Raw genomic sequence first — 19,785 nt, 5'->3', positions numbered from 1 at the left:
AAACGTGAGCGGGACCTGGGCGGACGAACAGGTGCAGGCCGGAGGCCTGAAGGCGCTCTGTGAAGCCTTGCTCACCGAGTTCGCCAAGGTCCGCGACGAGGTCCGATCTGCCCCGACCGGATGTTAGCCGCCTCGATCACCGGGCACCCGGCCCACGGCATCCGAGCGGCCCTCCCGCGTCGGGGCCCTCGCTGAGGGGAGTCGACGGTGGTCGAGGTGCGTGGATCGGAGACTGCGCTGGACACACATGCCCTGGAGAGGGCGCTCCGCGAGCGGGTGGACGGCGAGGTGCGATTCGACGCGGGCAGCCGGGGCGCCTACGCCACGGACGGTTCGAACTACCGGCAGGTGCCGATCGGGGTCGTCGTCCCGCGCACGATCGACGCAGGCGCCGCCACGGTAGCGGTGTGCGCCGAGTTCGGGGCACCCGTGCTTTCCCGAGGCGGCGGGACGAGCCTGGGCGGCCAGTGCACCAACACCGCCGTGGTCATCGACTGGACGAAGTACTGCGACAAGGTGCTGTCGATCGACGCCGACCGGCGCACCTGCGTGGTCGAACCGGGCGTCGTGCTGGACGAACTCAACCGCCGGCTCATCGACCACCGGCTCCAGTTCGGCCCCAAGCCCTCCACCCACAGCCACTGCTCGCTCGGTGGCATGATCGGCAACAATTCGTGCGGCGGCTCCGCCCAGGCCTACGGCAAGACCGTGGACAACGTCCGGCGCCTGGAAATCCTGACCTACGACGGCACCCGCTGCTGGGTCGGCCCCACGTCGGACGACGAGTACCAGGAGATCCTCGCCGCCGGTGGCCGGCGCGCCGAGATCCATCAGGGGCTGCGGCAGATCATCGACCACACCATGGCGGAGGTACGGCGCGGCTACCCCCGCGTCCCGCGCCGCGTCTCCGGATACAACCTTGACTCGCTGCTCCCCGAGAACGGCTTCGACGTGGCCCGCGCACTCGTCGGCAGCGAGGGCACCCTCGTCACCGTCCTGCGCGCCGAACTCGACCTCGTACCACTCCCGCCGTACGAAGCCCTCCTCGTCCTCGGCTACGACGACATCTGCACGGCGGCCGACGACGTGCCCCGGCTGTTGAAGCACAGCAGTCCGACGCAACTGGAGGCGCTGGACGGGCGGATGGCCCAGTTGATGCGCGAAGAGGGCGCCTATCTGGACTCGTTGCGCGAGCTTCCGGAGGGCGAGAGCTGGCTGCTGGTCCAGTTCACCGGGGACAGTCAGGACGAAGTCGACGAGCAGGGACGCGAGTTGATCCGTGCGCTCGGACGGGACGAGGATGATCCGAGGGTCGCCTTCTCCGAAGACCCGGCGCGCGAGCGCAAGATGTTGAAGGCGCGCGAGGCCGGCCTCGGCGTCACCGCCCGCCCGCCGGACGGCCGGGAGACCTGGGAGGGCTGGGAGGACTCGGCCGTGGCGCCTGAAGTCCTCGGCGACTATCTGCGCGACCTGAAGAAGCTGTTCGCCGACTTCGGCTACGACCACCCCTCCCTGTACGGGCACTTCGGGCAGGGCTGCGTACACACCCGCATCCCCTTCGAACTCACCACCGCCGAAGGGGTCACGAACTTCCGGGAGTTCCTCTTCCGGGCCGCGGACCTGGTGGCGTCCTACGGCGGTTCGCTCTCCGGTGAGCACGGCGACGGGCAGGCCCGCGGCGAACTGCTGCCCCGGATGTACGGAGAGGCCGTGGTCGCCGCCTTCCGGCAGGTGAAAGCCCTGTTCGACCCGGACAACAGGATGAACCCCGGCAAGGTCGTCGACCCGTACCGCGTCGACGAGAACCTGCGCCTGGGACCCCTGTGGCGCCCGGACAGCCACGACACGCACTTCAGCTACCCGGACGACGACCACTCCTTCGACCGCGCGGTGCTGCGCTGCGTCGGCATCGGCAACTGCCGTACGCACGAAGGCGGGGTGATGTGCCCCTCCTACCGGGCGACCGGCGAGGAGGAGCACTCCACGCGGGGGCGGGCCCGGCTGCTGTTCGAGATGCTCGACGGGCACGCGGACTCCGCGATCGCGGACGGCTGGCGCTCCACCGAGGTGCGTGACGCCCTGGACCTCTGCCTCGCCTGCAAGGGCTGCAAGTCCGACTGCCCGGTCGGCGTCGACATGGCCACCTACAAGGCCGAGTTCCTCTCGCACCACTACGAGGGACGCTTGCGGCCGGCCGCACACTACTCCATGGGCTGGCTGCCGGTATGGGCGCGGTTGTCCCGGCTGGCACCCCGACTGGTGAACGCCGCACTCGGTGCGCCGGGGATCGCCGGCCTCGGCAAGCGCCTCGCGGGCGTGGCGGCGGAGCGTGACGCGCCGGTCTTCGCCGAGGAGTCCTTCGTACAGTGGTGGCTGGCACGCGGGACTCCCGACCCCGATCCGGCTGACCCGCGCACCGTCCTGCTGTGGCCGGACACCTTCAGCACCTACTTCCACCCCGGCGTCGCGAAGTCCGCGGTCCGGGTCCTGGAGGACGCCGGATTCAACGTCGCCGTCCCCACCCGATCCGTGTGCTGCGGCCTCACCTGGATCTCCACCGGCCAACTCACCACCGCTGGGCGTGTGTTGCGCCGCACGCTCGACGTCCTGCGGCCCTGGCTGGAGGCCGGCACACCCGTCGTGGGCCTCGAACCCTCCTGTACGGCCGTCTTCCGTGCCGACGCCCCCGAGTTGATGCCCGACGACCAGGACGTACGGCGGCTGGCCGGTCAGTTCCGGACGTTCGCGGAGCAACTCCTCAACCACGCCCCCGAAGGCTGGCAGCCTCCGTCGCTCACCAGGTCGGCGACCGTGCAGACCCACTGCCACCAGCAGGCGGTGACGAAGGACGACGCCGACCGCGAACTGATGCGACGCGCCGGGATCGACGCCGATGTCCTGGACGCCGGTTGCTGTGGTCTGGCCGGCAACTTCGGCTTCGAACAAGGCCATTACGACCTGTCCATGACCGTGGCCGAGCAGGGGGTGCTGCCCGCGGTGCGGGAGACAGCCCCCGGCGCACTTGTCCTCGCGGACGGCTTCAGTTGCCGTACGCAGATCGAGCAGGGCGACACCGGCCGGCGGGCCCTGCACCTGGCCGAGGCGCTGGCGCTCGCCATGGACGGCCGGCACCTGCCCGCCGACCACCCCGAGAAGCTCGCCGACCGGCCCGAGGGTTCCGCCCGTGACGGCCGCCTGCTGGCCGTGGGCGCCGCAGCCGCCGTCCTTGGAGCGGCAGCGGCCGGAACCTACTGGTTCCGCAACCGGCAATCAGCGCGATGAGAGGAACCCCCGTGTCCATCAAGGTGTCCGACTACGTACTCCAACGGCTCCGCGAATGGGACGTCGACCACGTCTTCGCCTACGCGGGAGACGGCATCAACGGCCTCCTCGCCGCCTGGGGCCGGTCCGACAACACGCCGAAGTTCGTCCAGTCGCGGCACGAGGAGATGTCCGCGTTCGAGGCCGTCGGCTACGCGAAGTTCTCCGGCAAGGTCGGTGTCTGCGCGGCGACTTCGGGCCCCGGGGCGATCCATCTCCTCAACGGACTCTACGACGCGAAGTTCGACCACGTTCCGGTCGTCGCGATCGTCGGGCAGACCAACCGCAGCGCCATGGGCGGCAGTTACCAGCAGGAGGTCGACCTGCTGAGCCTCTACAAGGACGTCGCCTCCGAGTACTGCGAGATGGTGACCGTCCCCGAGCAACTTCCCAACGTCATCGACCGCGCCATCCGCACCGCGTACGCCAAGCGGACGGTGACCGCGGTCATCATCCCCGCGGACGTACAGGAGTTGACCTACTCGGAGCCGACCCACGCCTTCAAGATGGTGCCGTCCAGCCTCGGTCTGACCCACTCCGCACCGGTCCCGCCGGCGACCGAACTCGCCCGCGCCGTCGAGGTGTTGGACGAGGGCGAGAAGGTCGCGATCCTGATCGGGCAGGGCGCGCGCGGCGCCCGGGCCGAGGTGGAGGAGATCGCCGAGGTGCTCAGCGCCGGGGTGGCCAAGGCGCTGCTCGGCAAGGACGCCCTCCCGGACGACCTGCCGTACGTCACCGGATCGATCGGCCTGCTCGGCACCCGCGCCTCCTACGAGATGATGCGGGACTGCGACACCCTGCTCGTCATCGGCTCCAGCTTCCCGTACACCCAGTTCCTGCCGGAGTTCGGGCAGACCCGGGCTGTGCAGATCGACATCGACCCGTTCATGATCGGGCTGCGCTACCCCTTCGAGGTCAACCTCGTCGGCGACGCGAAGGAAACCCTCAGGGCCCTGCTGCCGCAGCTGAAGCGGAAGAAGCACGGCTCGTGGCGCAAGAAGACCGAGCTGGCCACGGCCCGTTGGTGGGACGTCATGCAGCGGCGGGCGGCCGTGGACGCGGACCCGATCAACCCGGAGTACGTCGTGCACACGCTCGACGCACTCCTGCCGGACAATGTGATCCTGGCCTCCGACTCCGGCTCCGCCGCCAACTGGTACGCACGGCACCTGCGGCTGCGCGGCACCATGCGCGGCTCCCTGTCCGGCACCCTCGCCACCATGGGGCCCGGTGTGCCGTACGTCATCGGCGCCAAGTTCGCCCACCCCGACCGGCCCGCCCTGGCGATCGTCGGGGACGGGGCGATGCAGATGAACGGCATGGCCGAACTCATCACCGCCGCCAAGTACTGGCCCGAGTGGGAGGACCCGCGGCTGATCGTCGCGGTTCTCAACAACCAGGACCTGAACCAGGTGACCTGGGAGATGCGCGCCATGGCCGGCGCCCCGCAGTTCCTGCCCTCGCAGGCCCTCCCGGACGTGCCGTACGCCGACTTCGCCCGCTCGATCGGTCTCGACGGGGTGCGCGTGGAGAAGCCGGCGGACGTGGAGGACGCCTGGAAGCGGGCGCTCGGCGCCGACCGGCCGTTCGTCATCGACTTCCGGACCGACCCCGCCGTACCGCCGATCCCGCCGCACGCCACCCTCGAACAGATCGAGGCCGCCGCCTCCGCCGTCATCAAGGGCGACGGCGACCGCGTCGGCATGATCCGGCAGGGGCTGAAGGCGAAGGTCCAGGACATGCTCCCCGGCGGCAAGCAGCGCCAGGACAAGCCGGAGGGGTGATGACCCCGCCCACCGCCGGGGACGGCGACCCGCTCGTGGACCGGGTCGAGACCGCCGTGTACACCGTCCCCACCGACGCGCTGGAGGGCGACGGCACGCTGACCTGGGACTCGACCACCATGGTCGTGGTCCAGGTGCACAGCGGCGCCACCACGGGACTCGGTTACACGTACGGAGCTGCCGCGACGGCCCACGTCGTAGAGCGGCAACTCGCCGACGTCGTAACACAGATGAGTACCTGGGACGTGCCCGCTGCCAACGAGGCGATGAACCGGGCGGTCCGCAACGCCGGCCGCCCCGGCCTGATCGCCGACGCCGTCTCGGCCGTCGACATCGCCCTGTGGGACCTGAAGGCCCGTCTCCTCGACCTGCCCCTGATTCGACTGCTCGGCGCGAGCCGCTGCGACGTGCCCGTGTACGGCAGCGGCGGCTTTACGACGTACGACGAGCACCAGTTGGATCGCCAGTTGCGGGCCTGGGTCGAGGACATGGGCATTCCCCGGGTGAAGATCAAGATCGGTGAGTCGTGGGGCCGGGCCGAGCAGCGGGATCGGGAGCGGATCGCGCGGGCGCGTCGGAGCGTCGGCGACGCGGTGGAGTTCTACGTCGAGGCCAATGGCGCGTACGGCCGCAAACAGGCGGTTCGCATGGCCCGACACCTCGACGAGCACGGTGTGACCTGGTTCGAGGAGCCCGTCTCCTCCGACGACCTGGCCGGGCTGGCACACATCCGGGCAGCCATCACTCCCGAGGTGACCGCCGGGGAGTACGGCTACACCCTCGCCTACTTCGGGCAGATGCTCGGTGCCGGAGCCGTGGACTGCCTTCAGGCCGACGCCACCCTCCCCCACTGCCTTAAGGGCGTGGGAGGTGCCCCCAGCGGCGGCATCACCGTCTGGCTGCGCGCGGCAGTCCTCGCGGAAGCGGCCGGACTGGAACTCTCCGGCCACTGCGCCCCGCACGTCCACGCCCACGCGGCTGCCGCGATCCCCAACCTGCGCCATCTGGAGTGGTTCCACGACCACACGCGCATCGAGGACCTCTTCTTCGACGGAACCCTCGACCCGCACGGCGGCAGCATCCACCCAGGTGCCGACGGCGCACCCGGCCACGGCCTGACCCTCCGTGCCGACCAGGCGGAGAAGTACCGGACCGGATAGGCGGGGCAGGAAGAGAGTCATGACGAACACACCGAGGACGCCGAGCGCGCGGGTGCCCGTCGAGCACGACGCGTACCCGCCCCAGGCGCTGCACGACTACGCCTTCCTCGCCGACGGCGAGCGCGGGGCGCTGGTCGGCCCGCGCGGGGAGATCGCCTGGCTGTGCGCACCCCGCTGGCACAGCGGCGCGGTCTTCTCCACCCTCATCGGTGGAACCGGCCTCTACGCCGTCACGCCGACGGGTCGCTTCGTACCCGGCGGACACTACGAAGAGGGTTCACTGATCTGGCGCAGCCGCTGGGTCACCGAGGACGGGATCGTGGAGTCCCGGGAAGCCCTGGGGTTTCCGGGAGAACGAGGCCGGCTCGTCCTGCTGCGAAGCGTGCGGGCCACGGAGGGACCGGCACAGGTCCGGGTGGTGCTGCAACCCGTCACCGACTACGGCACCCAGCCCCTGCGTGACGCGCGACGCGGCGACGACGGTGTGTGGACCGCGCGGGTGGGCGACCTGCACCTGCGCTGGAGCGGTGGCGGGGATGCCTCGCTCTCGGAAGTCGGCTCCATGGGCGGGCAGTTCACCCTCGACCTGTCCCTGGACGCCGGAAAGCGGCACGACCTGGTGCTCGAACTCGGTGAGTTCCCGCTGTGGGACGCCCCTCCGCCGATCCCGTCCACGGAGTGGTCGCGGACCGAACGTGCTTGGAAGGACGCCGTGCCCGGGCTCGACGACACCGTCGCCGCCCGCGACGCACGGCAGGCGTATGCCGTACTGCGCGGCATGACCAGTGCCGACGGAGGCATGGTCGCCGCGGCCACGACAAGCCTCCCGGAGCGTTCCGAGGAAGGGCGCAACTACGACTACCGCTACGCGTGGATCCGCGACCAGTGCTACGCGGGCCAGGCGGTGGCGGCAGCCGGCCAACTCCCCTTGCTGGACGAGGCGATTCGGTTCGTCGGCGCCCGCCTGCATGAGGACGGCCCGAAGCTGAAACCGGCGTACACGGTCGACGGCGGGACTGTTCCCGACCAACGCACGCTCGAACTTCCCGGGTATCCCGGCGGCTTCGACCGGATCGGGAACCACGTCAACCGCCAGTTCCAACTCGACGTGTTCGGCGAGGCATTGCTGCTCTTCGCCGCCGCCGCACGCCAGGACCGGCTCGACCGGGACGGGCGGCAGGCCGTCGAGATCGCCGTGGCCGCGATCGCCGCCCGCTGGAGCGAACCGGACGCGGGCATCTGGGAGTTGGACGACCGGGCCTGGACACACAGCCGTCTGATCTGTGCGGCGGGGCTGCGGCGGATCGCCGCCGTGGCGCCGGACGCGGCCCGCAAGGGGGAGTGGACCGAGCTGGCCGACACGATCCTCGCGCACACCACGGAACACGCGCTGCATCCGGACGGACACTGGCAACGCGTCCCGGACGACCCGGGGTTGGACGCGGCCCTGCTGCTGCCCCCGGTACGCGGACTGCTCCCGGCCGACGACCCGCGCACCCGCGCCACTCTCCACGCCTACACCGAGAACCTCACCCGCGACCACTACGCCTACCGCTTCCGGCACGACGAACGTCCGCTGGAGGAGGCGGAAGGCGCCTTCCTGCTGTGCGGTTTCGTCACGGCGCTGGCCGAACACCACCAGGGGCGAGAGGTGGAGGCCCACCGCTGGTTCGAACGCAACCGGGACGCGTGCGGAGCGGCGGGCCTGTACTCCGAGGAGTACGACATCGCCCAACGCCAGCTGCGCGGCAACCTGCCGCAGGCCTTCGTCCACGCCCTCATGCTCGACACCGCGGCCACCCTCGCCCGAACTCCGGGCCTTCCCTCATGACCTCCGAGAGGAACAGGACGAGCATGAACCAGCAGACTGTCGTCATCACCGGGGCCAGCGCCGGCATCGGCCGGGCCACCGCACGACTCTTCGCCGAGCGGGGCGCCAACGTCGTTCTCCTCGCGCGGGGCAAGGCGGGCCTCGACGCCGCTGTCGCCGACGTCGAGGAACGCGGCGGCCGTGCTCTTGCCGTGCCCACCGACATGGCCGACTTCGCACAGGTCGAGGCCGCGGCCGTGGCCGCCGAGGAAGCCCTCGGCCCGATCGACATCTGGGTCAACAACGCCTTCACGTCGGTGTTCGCGCCGTTCATGGAGATCGAGATCGCCGAGTACAAGCGGGTCACCGAGGTGAGCTACCTCGGCTTCGTGCACGGCACCCGGGCGGCGCTTCAGCGCATGATCCCGCGAGACGCCGGCGTGATCGTGCAGGTCGGCTCGGCCCTCGGCGACCGCTCCATTCCGCTCCAGTCCGCCTACTGCGGTGCCAAGCACGCCGTCAACGGCTTCACGTCGAGCGTCCGCACCGAGCTCATGCACCAGCACAGCCACGTGAACATCACCGTGGTGCAGATGCCGGCAGTCAACACGCCGCAGTTCTCCTGGGTGTTGTCCCAACTGCCGAAGAGCCCCCAGCCCGTACCGCCCATCTACCAGCCGGAAGTGGCCGCCAGGGCCGTAATGCACGCGGCGGACCATCCGCACCGCAAGCAGTACTACGTGGGCGCGTCCACCGCCGCGACGATCCTCGCCAACAAGCTGGCGCCCGCCCTGCTGGACCGCTACCTCGCCCGCACGGGCTACACGTCGCAGCAGACCGACGACGACAGCGAGCCCGGCACCCGTCGGACCAACCTGTGGCACCCGGCGGACGAGGCCCCGGAGCACGACTACGGCGCACACGGCTCCTTCGACGAGAAGTCCCATCACCACTCGGCCGAGGCAGCACTCGCGCGACACCCCGGGCTCGTGCTGGCCGCCGCGACGGGAGCGGCAGCGGTGGGTCTGGGAGCCGTGATACGGCGCAGGCGAGCGCGTTAGCCACTCAGTTCGCCGGATGGCCCGGAGTGCTGTCATGGGTGTCGTCGAGTGTCAGCAGCGCCGTGTGGTTGCCCCCGAGGTTCTCCGCCGCCTCCGGAGCGAGCAGGAAACCGACGTGGTCGCCGCCGTCGACTCCAGGCAGGGGCCTCGCCGAGGATCAGTGATCCACCCGGCCCCCGGTGCCACGGCACGTCGGTGAACTTGTCCGTACGCGAAGGGGTCGAGATCGGTCACGGTGTTCGGCTCCCGCCTGAAGGCATCGGATGTCGGCCCGGCGTTCAACGGTTCACTGCCCCGGCCGGCTCACGACGCGCCGGGCGGTGGCGGACGCGGTGCGAGCCGAATGCCTGGGTACCCGGGAGACCCATGCCCATGCGAGGCCGTCGAGGAGAGCCGTCGCGATGTCTGCGCAGTCCGAGCCCGAGTCCGCCCGGGAGGAGCACGGTGAGGTGGAAGGGGCGGGCGCGGACGGTTCCGATCCCGGCGTGTCGGACGCCGTGGAGCCGTCTTGGAACCGGCCGCCGGCGTGGCGACCTTCGGCTGGTGCGTCGCCACCGGTGTCCCGTACGCCGCCGCGCTGGGCATCTTCACCGCCCTGATGGACCTGATCCCGATCGTCGGCTCCACCCTCGCCGGAATCGTCATCAGCCTCGTCGCGCTCTCCGTGTCCCTGCCCATCGCGCTCGCGACGGCGGTCTTCTACGTCGTCTTCCGTGTCGCCGAGGACTACCTCATCGTGCCGAGGGCCATGAAGTTCGCCGTGGACGTCCATCCGTTGGTGACCGTCCTCGCGGTCCTCGTCGGCGGCGCGCTCCTCGGCATCATCGGCGCCCTCGTCGCCATCCCGGCGGCCGTCGCCGTCGGCCTGGTCCTCGACGAGTACGTCTTCCCCAAGAAGGAACGGAACTGACGTCGTGCTCCCAGCCTCCTGGGAGACCCGCCCTTGACGGCTGCCGAGATTCCGGTTGCCGGTGTTCCGCCCGATGGCCGCCGTGTCCCTTACCGGAGCGTCCAAGGAGGACCCGCCACCGTTTCCGGCGTCCAGGGGACGGCGTTTCCCACCGACCGCCCCTCCGACGACGTACCTCAGGAGCAGCCGACGACCACTCCGTCGTGTGGAGCGCGGAGTTCGAGCCTGCGCAGGAGGGGATCCCGACCGATCCGGCTCCGTCGGATGGTTGGTCACCGCCACGCTGCAGGGTGACTATGTCGCCGTTGACCAGTTGTGACCGAGCAGGCCGGTCCACGGGAGCTGGTGGCCCATTGTGGTCGGCTCCGCGCGTGCGGGCTTCGACTTCTCGGTCACGTCCGACCTCTGCTTCCCCTGGCGCTCAGCTCGGGCCGACTCTTGTCGAACTTGGCCGGTCCCTCGCGTTCCAGGGTGTCGGTGACGTCGGCGAAGTCGACGCCGCCGCGTTCCGGGGTCGCGAACTGATCCAGCGCTGCCGCGCGCCTGTCGGCCGCCGGTGGGTAGTGGGGGAGCGTGCCGTGGTCGTCGTAGGCGCCCGGGGCGCTGCCGGGCATGGTGTTCACGATGCCCGGGTGGCCAGCTCGCTGACGAACATCGTGTCGACCTGCCGAGCCAGCCGCCGAGGAGACCGCCGCCGATGCCGATGAGCATGGTGACGATGATGCCGCCGGGGTCCTTGCCCGGGATCAGGATCTTGGCGATGGCACCGGCGAGGAGGCCGATGATGATCCACGAGATGATGCCCCTGATGCGTCTCCGCTCCCTCGTCTTCGGACAGATGCCGTGTCAGCTCTTCGTGTGCGCCGATCGGGCCCGAACGAACATCCCAACGGCAGCCACGGCAAGCCACTTGGGGCGCCTGCCCCTACCTCCCACCTGGCCGCCTTCGTACCCGCACGCGGACGGTCTACAGCGCGTCCCTGGGGACCGACTCGTTCCAGGTGCGCGAGTCGACGCGCCGGCCGCCCTCGTAGGCGTCCAGCGTGGCGTTGACGTGGAACGCCTCGGCGTCACAGGTCAACCTCGTGCTCGTGCGGACCTCGACGTCCCACTCCACGCGCCGGAAACTCATGGTCCACGTCACCTCACCGGCCGGTGAGGTGAAGTCGTCGGCGACCGAGGTGTACCGCTCGTGGGCACGGCAGCCGACGTCGAGGTCCTTCGCGTCGAAGTGGACGGTGCCGCGGTCCTTGACGATGTTCAACGCCGCCCGGTAGTCGACCAGGTCGCGGCTGACCTCCCAGCGCTGTTCCGGCGGTGTCACCTGTGTCGTCGTGGTGGGAGCCGTGCCCTCGGGTGCCTCGAACGGGGCCGGGGTATCCGGTTCGCCGTCGGCCGGACGGACCGGCAGGACAAGGCGGCTCGGCCGCTCGTGGACCGTCAGGAGCGTGGGCCGTGGTGGCGGCCAGGCCAATGGCCAGTACGACGTGGACAGTGAGAGCCGTACCCGGTGGCCCGGCGGGAATGCCTGCGCCACACCGTTCAAGTGCAGTGTGGCTTGCTGGAGTTGGCCCGGCTCAAGGGGCGCCGGCTCGTCCGAACCGTCCCGCCGGGTGAGGTTGAGGACGCCGTACGTGACCCGGGTGGCGCTGCCGTCCGGGGCCACGTCGGAGAGTCGGGCGGCCACCATGGCCACGGGCTGGTCGGCGCTCACCTCCAGTTCGACGCGCGGCGCCCCGAGGATCTCCAGCCGGTCGCGCAGCGGCTCGGTCTCGTAGACCAGGGAGCCGCCGTCCTCCTCTCGCTGGTCGTAGGGCAGGTCGGGCGGGGCGTTGTAGGAGGCCCACTTTCCGGCGAACTGGCCCACGGACAACGGGGACTTCAGCGTTTGGCTGACTCCGTCGCCGGAGGCTTCGTCCTCGGCGGTGAGGTGGCGGGAGCGCAACGCGTAGGCGGTGTCGCGCACGTGCGGCGAGGGCCATGTCGGCTCGCCCACCCACCGGCCGGGACGTTCCTCGTACGAGGTCGAGGGCGGCACGCTCTCCTGCATCCACGCCCGCAGCATCGGACCGTCCATCGCCCCGTTGTCCGCCCCCTTGAGCCAGTGGTCCCACCAGCGCACCACTTCCTGGAGGTAGCCGATGGCGGGTCCGGGCTCGCCCAGGTGCGGGTACTTGTGGGACCAAGGGCCGATCAGCCCCTTGCGCGGCACGTCCAGACGGGCGAGCAGCCGGGTGACCGCGTTCGAGTAGCCGTCGGCCCACCCGCTGGAGGCGAGGACGGGGCAGCGCACGGCCGTGTAGTCCTCGCACACCGATGCGTGCCGCCAGTAGCTGTCGCGGCGCTGATGGCGCAGCCAGTTCAGGACCCACGGCTCGGCGGCTTCCAGACGCTCGCGCCACATCTCGCGCCAGCGGTCGCCGACGGCGGACGGGTCCGGCGGGCACGTGGCGTAGGCGAACATCGTGCCCGCCTCGGCGAGATTGTCGGACAGCATCGCGCCGCCCATGTAGTGCATGTCGTCCGAGTACCGGTCGTCGGTGAACGAGGAGATGACGACGGCCCGCAGACTCGCGGGTCGCCGGGCGGCCACCTGAAGCGCGGCGAACGCGCCCCAGGAGAGGCCCATCATCCCGGTCGAGCCGTCGCACCAGGGCCGCGCGGCCAGCCAGTCGAGCACCGCCTCGGCGTCGCTCTGCTCGACTTCCAGGTACTCGTCGGTGAGCACGCCCTCCGAGTCGCCGGTACCGCGCAGGTCGACGCGGACACACGCGTAGCCGTGTCCCGCGATGTAGGGGTGATGGATCGAGTCGCGGACCGAGCTCAAGTCCCCCTTGCGGTACGGGATGTACTCCAGGATCGCCGGGACGGGGGAGTCGTCGGAGGACACCGGGCGCCAGATGCGCGCGGAGAGGTGGACGCCGTCCGGCATCGGGATACGGACGTGGTCCTCCTGCCTGGTGGTGTGGGGGAGGTTCTCGATGTATCGCATAGGTCTCTCAGGCCGTACGGTCGGTCGTCGGGCCGGTCGGAGGGTCGAACGCGAGCCGTAGTGCGGCGACGCAGCGGTCGTACTTCTCGCGCAGGTCGTGCTCGTCGGCACCGCCGGTGAAGATGTGCGCCACCTCGTAGCTGTAACTGTCCTGCTGGTCGACGTCGGACAGGCGTTGGCCGTCATCGGGCACGATGTCGATCCGGACGCCCGGTATCTCCTTCTCGATACGGGCCAGTTCCTCGGGTGAGGGCACCTCACGGACGATCCCGTCGGCGAACCAGCGGTAGTACCACTTGGCGGCCAGGGCGTGCGGCCCCTGCCTGGCCGGCAGGGTCGGGTCCTCGTCCAGGGCGAGGGCGAGCATGCAGTGGTGGTTGGGCACGCCGTCGACGTAGGCGAAGAGTTCGGCGTGTGCCTGCGAGTGGCGGGGGTTGATCTCCAGGATCGAGATGCCGTCGGTGGCCGGATCGTAGAAGAACTCGATGCTGAAGGTCGCCCGCCGCCAACCGATGTGCCGCATCACCCGCTTCGACACCTCGCGCAGGCGCTCCTGGACCGGTTCCGGGAGGGCCGAGGGGTACTGGTGGCGCAGGAAGCTGGTGGAATCCGGGTAGTTGATCGAGTCGAGAACGCCGTACACGGTGATCTCGCCGTCGTGCTCGTACCCCTCGACCGCGACCTGGACGCCGTTGAGCGTCTCCTCGGCGAGGCAGACCCGGCCGCCGACCCCGGCCATCTCCTCCGGCAGGTCGAGCTGGTCGAGGATGTACTCGAAGGGGCGGCCGACACGGTGGATGCCCTGGCCGATATGCTCCACGGCGGAGCGGAAATCCTCCATGTCCCTTACTCCGTAAGCGAGTTCGGAGGAGTACGACAGCGCCGGCTTGAGCCACATCGGGAACCGCACGCCCTCCGGCGGCCGCGGGTCGGCCGCGTCGAGATCCACCCGGCCGAAGCGTGGATGCTCTGTGACGACCTCCTGCTGCACGAGACGGCTCCAGTACTTGTGCTCGCACTTGACCACCGACTCCAGACTGGTGGCGCGCGTCCCGTACTCCTCTCCGAGCAGCGCGACGAGCGTGCTCACCGGGAAGTCCCAGTAGCCGACGATCGCGTCGACCGGTCCGTCGAAGCCGTCCAGCACACTCCGGGCCCGGTCGATCAGCGACGGCACGTCCACCTCGCCGCGCTGGAGTTCCTCGATGGTCAGAAGGGGGTGCAAGCGCAGCTCTTCGGCGTGCGGAACGGCCCGCAGGGTCCGCAGATTGGCCTCGTCGAGACCGACGACGAATACGTTGCGGGGGCGTGGGCTCACGGACGGCTCCCGGGGTAGAGGTATGGAACCGGCCGTGTACCCGCGAAACGATCAGGCATACGGCGAACGCCTCACGTGAGAGCTCCCGCATCACGGGTACCCGGCGTCCATGAACGTCACATCGCCGGCGCCGACCCTGCCGTCCCCTCGTGGTCGGATCTCCGCGGCGATCATCGGATATCTGCGGGGTGCGGGACCGCTTCCGGACGGAAGGGCGCTTTCCGCCGCCACCCCGCTCGGAGACGATCTCCAGCTCGCCCTGTACATCTGCTACGAGCTGCACTACCGCGGATTCACCGACGTGGACGCCGGCCGTGAATGGGACCCCGACCTGCTCAGGGTCCGGGCGGCCCTGGAACAGCCGTTCCTCAAGACCCTCCGTGACGAGGCGAGCGCACACGCACACGCCGACGAGGCACTGGACGAACTCCTCGTCGAACCCGTCGACGGCAGCGGCGTCAGCCACTTCCTGCGGGACGAGGGAGAACTGTGGCAGGTGCGTGAGTACGCCGCTCAGCGCTCGCTCTACCACCTCAAGGAGGCCGACCCGCACGCGTGGGTGCTGCCCCGGCTGTGGGGCCGGGCGAAGGCGGGCATGGCGGCCGTGGAGTTCGACGAGTTCGGCGGCGGCCGCGCGGATCGCGTGCACGCTCGCCTGTTCGCCGACCTCATGGCCGGCCTCGACCTGGACACGACGTACGGGCACTGGCTCGACGCGACCGGCGCGGAGGCCCTCGCCACCGTGAACCTGATGTCCCTCTTCGGCCTGCACCGCGCCCTGCGAGGAGCCCTCGTGGGACATTTCGCCACCGTCGAGATCACCTCGTCGCCGGGTTCGCGGCGCCTGGCCCAAGCCATGCGGCGGACCGGTGCCGGGCCGGCCGCCGAGCACTTCTACGACGAGCACGTCGAGGCCGACGCCGTGCACGAGCAGATCGTCCGCCGGGAGGTCGTAGCGGGTCTGCTCGAAGAGGAGCCGCACCTCGACGGCGATATCGCCTTCGGCGTGGATGCCACCACGTATCTCGAAGACCGCCTCGCCGAACGCCTGCTCGGTGCCTGGCGGGCGGGGGAGTCGTCACTGCGCATGCCTGTCTGACCGGCTCTCCGACCACGAACAGGTTCTCCCACGTCCACGGGAACCGGAAATGAAGCCCCATGGCCAATGTCACTCTGCCCGGCGTCTACACCCCGCAGGACGACACCGACCTGCTCGTCCGGCTCCTCCACGACGAACGCCTTCCTCCGCACGCCGAGGTCCTCGACGTGGGCACGGGAACAGGAGTCGTCGCGCTGGCCGCGGCCCGGCTCGGCGCCCGCGTCACGGCGGTCGACATCTCCTGGCGAGCGGTTCTCAACGCCAAGGTCAACGCGCTGCTGGCGCGTCTCCCGATCCGGGTCAGACGCGGCGATCTGCTGGCTCCCGTGACGGGCCGCTCCTTCGACCTGGTGCTCTCCAACCCGCCGTACGTTCCGGCCCCCGCCGCCGCGTGCCCCCGCCGGGGTGTGGAACGGGCCTGGGACGCGGGACACGACGGCCGTCTCGTACTGGACCGGATCTGCCAGGACGCCCCCCGTCTCCTGAAACTCGGCGGAGTGCTGCTCCTGGTCCAGTCCGAGCTGAGCTACCCGGAGGAGTCGCTGCGGCGGCTGCGGGCGGCGGGCCTGCGCGCTGACATCGTGGAACACCGCAGCGTCGCCTTCGGTCCCGTCCTGCGCTCCCGCGGCGGCTGGCTGCACGACCGCGGCCTGATCGAGGCCGACGCCGAGAAGGAAGAGCTGGTGATCATTCGTGCGATACGACTCGGATGAACGGCGCTGCCGCATAATGACCCGGCGCGCGGGGCCCCTCCTGGTCGAGGGCCCGGTGGACGTCACGCTGGAGGACGGCACCACCGTGTCGTCCGACCGGTTCTGCGTCGCCCTGTGCACCTGCCGACGCAGCCGCACCTACCCGTGGTGCGACACCAGTCACCGCCGGTCCGAGCCGCCCGTTCCGCACAGATCCTGATCGGCTGGGTTTGTTCGCGGCTCAGACGTGTACGCGCAGTAGATGACCGAGCCGAAGCAGGAAACAGAACGGAAGTACGACAACCCCGTCCGCCGACCACACGACATGGCTGCCCGACCTCACCGGTGTTGCCGGGATCGTGTCGGTCGTGGACCAGGGCACCCAGGAACTGGACGCGGTGTACTACGACACCGACGACTTGCGGCTGGCAAGCGCCTCGGCCACGCTCCGGCGAAGGACGGGCGGGGCCGACGCGGGCTGGCATCTCAAACTGCCGCTGTCCGGGGACAGCCGGGAGGAGGTGCAGGCCCCGTTGTCCGACACGGTTCCGGACACACTGCGCGACCTGGCCCTTTCCCGCAGCCGAGGCGCGGAACTGCGGCCGGTCGTGCGCATCCGCTCCACTCGCGGGGTACGCCAACTCGTAGGTTCCGGCACCCGTGCCCACCCCGGACAGTGCTCCCCAGTCGTAGTCCGCGAGCGAAGCCGAGCCGTCGGCCAGGCTTGGCGCCAGGACGAGCGCGAGCAAGGTCCCGCCCAGTTGGGCATGGAGGGCGACGGTCATGCCGTCGACCCGTCGGGACAGCAGACCGTTGACGAAGCGGGTGACTCCGAAGCACAGGGCGGACGACAGAGCGAGGAACTCACCCATGGCACGCACCGGCCACGCCCTGTCGGCCCCGTGGGGAGGCTGAACGGGTTCCGTGAGCTGAGAACCTGAGAGGCCGCGTACCCCGTGTACCTCACCACAATGCGACGCCGCGGTCGGCGAGTGCGCGCGACAGCTTCCCCATCAGGGAGTGGAGCCTCGACCGGCCCTGGAACGGCGGGGAGCCGATACCGAGGGATCTGCCCCTGCGCGATATCCACCGCGCCGGGGGTCTCGGCGATGGCAACGCGCTCTCTTTGCGCCCTGCAACCCGCGAAGCTGATCACCTTCGCCGTGGTGATCCTGGCGCCCATGTCGCGTTCCATCCTCTCCAGTGCGGCGGAGGGCCAGTTGAGGCTGGATGGAGGCGACCGCGTCCTTCGATACGTTGACGTCGCGGGGGCGGATGTGCGCCTCCAAGGCGGAGTGGAGGACGCGCTGCTCGTTGACCTGGCCACTCAACACCACGTGTACGACGGCCAGTTGCATTAGCGGACTGGACAAGGGCGTCTCGCAACCGCATGGTTTCGAGCTCGACCAGTATCGCGAGGCCGGGGTGGCGCAGCAGCCGGCCGTTGGGCTTCGGACGCCCGAAGATCTCCACCGCCAGGGTTTTTAGCTCGCTGCCGAACACCGGGTCACTGTGTTCTTCGGCCATACGCCGGGCGAGCTCGGTACCGGCCGTCGCGCCGGCCAAATGATCATTGAGGTAGACGTCCAGGATGTGATGCCGTCCCTGGGTGCCGTCCGGCCTGTGCGATGTGATCTTCATGGATTTCCCTCTGGGGCTCGAAGCGGCCTGCGATGGCCGAGTGCCCCGCCCGGGTCAAACAACCGTCTCCTGTCGTCCGCGGTAGCGCAGCAGCTGATTTCCGTGACGGCGCACACAAAGGCGCATCCCGCGACCCGAATGTGGCACTGGCTGTGTCATGGAGTGGATGCGGTGGGCGGCACGGGCGGTCCGGCGGGCGTGGACGGAGCCCGGCCGTGAACGCGATCTGGCAGTACAGGCCGGCAAAGCGGCGCTGGCCGCCTGCCTGGCGTGGGCGGTGGCCGGCTGGTGGCTGCAGGCCCCCGTGGCGTTCGTCGCTCCCTGGGTGGCGGTCGTACTGGTGGAGTCGACGGTGTACCGGTCGCTCGCGCACGGTCTGCAGCAGTTGGCGGCGATCACGGTGGGGACCGTCCTGGCGACGCTCGGCGCGCTGGCGCTGGGCAGCACGTTGGTGACGATGGGCGTGGTGCTTCCTGCGGTGCTGCTGCTGGCTCAGTGGCGGCGCCTGGGCAGCCAGGGCATCTATGCCGCCACCGGTGCGTTGTTCGTCCTGACCGGGGGCGAGGTCACTTTGGCCATATCGGGGGCCCGCATCGCGGAGGCGGTGTTCGGCGCGGTGGTGGGCATCACGGTCAACGCGGTGATCCGGCCCCCGGTTTATCTGCGCGACACCCGGGCCGCTCTCCAGGATGCGGCCAGGGAGGCGCAGGAGGTTTTGCTCCAGGTCGGCGAGGGGCTGGCACAGGGAGAGTGGCACGGCCGCGCGGCGGGGGGCTGGCACGAGCGCGCGCTGCGCCTGGGACGTCTGGTCGAGCAGGCCCGCTCCTCGATCGGCTGGAGCCGCGAGAGCATGCGCGGCAACCATCGCCGGCGCGGTCCGCATGGCGTCGCCCCGCCGGGCGGCGAGTACGACGACGCACTGACCGTACTGGACCACGTCGCCGTACACATCGCAGGCATGACGCGCACGGTGCTGGACATCGCCCGCCACCACGACGAGGCAGCACGCCTCGGCACGCGCATCACCGGCCCGTACGCCGACTTCCTGCACCACGCCGGGCGGGCGATCGGCCTCTATGGCCAGACCCGGTTCGCGGAGACCGACGTCGGGCCGGGCACCCGGAATGCCCTGCACGGGGCTGCCGAGGAACTGCGCCGGAGTCTCGACGAACTCCACCGGCGTCTGCCCGGAACCGTCCAGGACGATCCGGGCACCCTGGCGGCAAACGGCACGCTGCTCGCCCACGCACGCCGTCTGGCCGAACAGCTCGTCCCGGACCCACAGCGCTGAGGCGGTGGTGATGTCACCTTCGTTGGGCGCGGATGATCATCAGCTCCTCTGTCTCCTCGTCGGCGTCGAGCAAGCCCCGGGCGCGCAGCCATGACAGTTTCCCGGTGATCACCGGCCCGAAGGGGACGAGGGTCCTGTCCGTCACCGCGCAGCGCAGACCGGTCTCCGTCAGCCGTTTCAGTGTTTCCTCGACACCGCAGAGGCCTGAGTGGACCATGAGCAGTACGCCGTGCGGTCGCAGGACGTCTCGGGCGCGGTCGCAGATCCGGTCGACAGCCTGTCGTCCGCCAGGGCCGGCGTCCCAGGCAAGTGCGGGGCGATGATCGTGGGCGGGGGCGGGTGGGGCGTGGGCACGTACGGCGGATTGGTCACCACTACATCGAAGCGCTGCCCGGCGACCGGGTCGGTGAGATATCTCCCCGCAGCACGCGCACCCGGTGCCCGGCGCGCGCGGCGTTCACGCGGGCGGTCATCACCGCCCGCCGGGAGATGTCGGTCGCGGACATCCGTGCCCCCATTCCCGCGGCCAGCAACGCGAGCGCTCCGCTTCCCGTGCACACGTCGAGGACGTCCGTGTCCGGCGTGATTCCTTCGGCGCGGAGAGCTTGGGCGAGCAGATGGGTGTCGGCCTGCGGAGCCTAGACCCCCGGAAGCGTCCACAGACTTCCGAGGCCGACGGTCCGTGCGGTGGCGGTCGTCATCCGGA

General features: G+C 70.1%; 15 protein-coding genes and 2 pseudogenes. 12 read left to right on the top strand and 5 right to left on the bottom strand.

Translation table 11 applies throughout. The features are described 5' to 3' along the window. Nucleotides 1-207: 207 nt before the first annotated feature. The 6 genes from ACGFZQ_RS34445 to ACGFZQ_RS34420 all read left to right on the top strand — a co-directional run bounded on the left by ACGFZQ_RS34445 (nucleotide 208) and on the right by ACGFZQ_RS34420 (nucleotide 10,046). Nucleotides 208-3,282: an FAD-binding and (Fe-S)-binding domain-containing protein gene (locus ACGFZQ_RS34445; protein WP_393843630.1), complete on the top strand. Its 3,075-nt coding sequence runs from the start codon at nucleotides 208-210 to the stop codon at nucleotides 3,280-3,282. 11 nt (nucleotides 3,283-3,293) lie between these two features. After that, nucleotides 3,294-5,105 (top strand): thiamine pyrophosphate-requiring protein, encoded by a 1,812-nt coding sequence (locus ACGFZQ_RS34440; protein WP_393843629.1) that lies wholly within the window; start codon nucleotides 3,294-3,296, stop codon nucleotides 5,103-5,105. Continuing rightward, the gene (locus ACGFZQ_RS34435; RefSeq protein ID WP_393843628.1) at nucleotides 5,105-6,265 is read left to right on the top strand and encodes an enolase C-terminal domain-like protein; all 1,161 of its coding nucleotides are present in this window, start codon (nucleotides 5,105-5,107) and stop codon (nucleotides 6,263-6,265) included. Before ACGFZQ_RS34440 ends, ACGFZQ_RS34435 begins: the two co-directional genes overlap by 1 nt. A gap of 19 nt (nucleotides 6,266-6,284) precedes the next feature. Further along, nucleotides 6,285-8,096, top strand: coding sequence for a glycoside hydrolase family 15 protein (locus ACGFZQ_RS34430; protein ID WP_393843627.1), 1,812 nt, complete (start codon nucleotides 6,285-6,287; stop codon nucleotides 8,094-8,096). 23 nt (nucleotides 8,097-8,119) lie between these two features. Next, a complete protein-coding gene (locus tag ACGFZQ_RS34425; RefSeq protein ID WP_393843626.1) occupies nucleotides 8,120-9,136 on the top strand; it encodes an SDR family oxidoreductase in 1,017 nt (338 codons plus the stop codon). 508 nt (nucleotides 9,137-9,644) lie between these two features. Then, nucleotides 9,645-10,046, top strand: a complete 402-nt coding sequence (locus ACGFZQ_RS34420) for an AI-2E family transporter (protein ID WP_393843625.1) — start codon at nucleotides 9,645-9,647, stop codon at nucleotides 10,044-10,046. A gap of 392 nt (nucleotides 10,047-10,438) precedes the next feature. On the opposite strand, the gene ACGFZQ_RS34415 is transcribed toward ACGFZQ_RS34420, so the two are convergent. The 4 genes and pseudogenes from ACGFZQ_RS34415 to ACGFZQ_RS34400 form a co-directional block, all read right to left on the bottom strand. Further along, complete coding sequence (locus ACGFZQ_RS34415; RefSeq protein WP_393843624.1) at nucleotides 10,439-10,660, bottom strand: hypothetical protein; 222 nt, start codon at nucleotides 10,658-10,660, stop codon at nucleotides 10,439-10,441. 49 nt (nucleotides 10,661-10,709) lie between these two features. Continuing rightward, nucleotides 10,710-10,856: pseudogene (locus ACGFZQ_RS34410) on the bottom strand (GlsB/YeaQ/YmgE family stress response membrane protein); the annotation flags it as partial. Between the two features lie 157 nt (nucleotides 10,857-11,013). Next, the gene (locus ACGFZQ_RS34405; RefSeq protein WP_393843623.1) at nucleotides 11,014-13,038 is read right to left on the bottom strand and encodes a CocE/NonD family hydrolase; all 2,025 of its coding nucleotides are present in this window, start codon (nucleotides 13,036-13,038) and stop codon (nucleotides 11,014-11,016) included. Nucleotides 13,039-13,045: 7 nt separating this feature from the next. Then, nucleotides 13,046-14,356, bottom strand: coding sequence for an acetyl-CoA carboxylase biotin carboxylase subunit family protein (locus ACGFZQ_RS34400; RefSeq protein WP_393843622.1), 1,311 nt, complete (start codon nucleotides 14,354-14,356; stop codon nucleotides 13,046-13,048). Between the two features lie 109 nt (nucleotides 14,357-14,465). Here ACGFZQ_RS34400 and ACGFZQ_RS34395 point away from each other — a divergent pair, with 109 nt between their 5' ends. The 6 genes from ACGFZQ_RS34395 to ACGFZQ_RS34370 all read left to right on the top strand — a co-directional run bounded on the left by ACGFZQ_RS34395 (nucleotide 14,466) and on the right by ACGFZQ_RS34370 (nucleotide 19,079). Then, nucleotides 14,466-15,455, top strand: a complete 990-nt coding sequence (locus ACGFZQ_RS34395; RefSeq protein WP_393843621.1) for an iron-containing redox enzyme family protein — start codon at nucleotides 14,466-14,468, stop codon at nucleotides 15,453-15,455. 59 nt (nucleotides 15,456-15,514) lie between these two features. Further along, the gene (locus ACGFZQ_RS34390; protein WP_393843620.1) at nucleotides 15,515-16,168 is read left to right on the top strand and encodes a HemK2/MTQ2 family protein methyltransferase; all 654 of its coding nucleotides are present in this window, start codon (nucleotides 15,515-15,517) and stop codon (nucleotides 16,166-16,168) included. Nucleotides 16,169-16,184: 16 nt separating this feature from the next. After that, nucleotides 16,185-16,367, top strand: a complete 183-nt coding sequence (locus ACGFZQ_RS34385; protein WP_393843619.1) for a CDGSH iron-sulfur domain-containing protein — start codon at nucleotides 16,185-16,187, stop codon at nucleotides 16,365-16,367. A 148-nt stretch (nucleotides 16,368-16,515) separates the two neighbouring features. Continuing rightward, a complete protein-coding gene (locus ACGFZQ_RS34380; RefSeq protein WP_393843618.1) occupies nucleotides 16,516-17,088 on the top strand; it encodes a CYTH domain-containing protein in 573 nt (190 codons plus the stop codon). Nucleotides 17,089-17,256: 168 nt separating this feature from the next. Beyond that, complete coding sequence (locus tag ACGFZQ_RS34375; protein WP_393843617.1) at nucleotides 17,257-17,508, top strand: hypothetical protein; 252 nt, start codon at nucleotides 17,257-17,259, stop codon at nucleotides 17,506-17,508. A 446-nt stretch (nucleotides 17,509-17,954) separates the two neighbouring features. Then, a complete protein-coding gene (locus ACGFZQ_RS34370) occupies nucleotides 17,955-19,079 on the top strand; it encodes an aromatic acid exporter family protein (RefSeq protein ID WP_393843616.1) in 1,125 nt (374 codons plus the stop codon). Between the two features lie 13 nt (nucleotides 19,080-19,092). Here the strand turns inward: ACGFZQ_RS34370 and ACGFZQ_RS34365 are convergent. Further along, a pseudogene (locus tag ACGFZQ_RS34365) lies at nucleotides 19,093-19,696 on the bottom strand (HemK2/MTQ2 family protein methyltransferase). Between the last annotated feature and the right edge of the window lie 89 nt (nucleotides 19,697-19,785).

The sequence above is a fragment of the Streptomyces sp. NPDC048254 genome (genome assembly GCF_043201895.1).
GTDB lineage: Bacteria > Actinomycetota > Actinomycetes > Streptomycetales > Streptomycetaceae > Streptomyces.
This window is presented reverse-complemented; position numbering and strand designations above follow the sequence as displayed.

Bases quoted from the DNA above. Each gene is read 5' to 3' on its own strand.
- ACGFZQ_RS34370 (WP_393843616.1), top strand. From the start codon at position 17,955: ATGCGGTGGGCGGCACGGGCGGTCCGGCGGGCGTGGACGGAGCCCGGC.
- ACGFZQ_RS34405 (WP_393843623.1), bottom strand. From the start codon at position 13,038: ATGCGATACATCGAGAACCTCCCCCACACCACCAGGCAGGAGGACCAC.
- ACGFZQ_RS34385 (WP_393843619.1), top strand. From the start codon at position 16,185: ATGACCCGGCGCGCGGGGCCCCTCCTGGTCGAGGGCCCGGTGGACGTC.
- ACGFZQ_RS34425 (WP_393843626.1), top strand. From the start codon at position 8,120: ATGAACCAGCAGACTGTCGTCATCACCGGGGCCAGCGCCGGCATCGGC.
- ACGFZQ_RS34390 (WP_393843620.1), top strand. From the start codon at position 15,515: ATGGCCAATGTCACTCTGCCCGGCGTCTACACCCCGCAGGACGACACC.
- ACGFZQ_RS34430 (WP_393843627.1), top strand. From the start codon at position 6,285: ATGACGAACACACCGAGGACGCCGAGCGCGCGGGTGCCCGTCGAGCAC.
- ACGFZQ_RS34435 (WP_393843628.1), top strand. From the start codon at position 5,105: ATGACCCCGCCCACCGCCGGGGACGGCGACCCGCTCGTGGACCGGGTC.
- ACGFZQ_RS34375 (WP_393843617.1), top strand. From the start codon at position 17,257: ATGGCAACGCGCTCTCTTTGCGCCCTGCAACCCGCGAAGCTGATCACC.
- ACGFZQ_RS34395 (WP_393843621.1), top strand. From the start codon at position 14,466: ATGAACGTCACATCGCCGGCGCCGACCCTGCCGTCCCCTCGTGGTCGG.
- ACGFZQ_RS34415 (WP_393843624.1), bottom strand. From the start codon at position 10,660: ATGCCCGGCAGCGCCCCGGGCGCCTACGACGACCACGGCACGCTCCCC.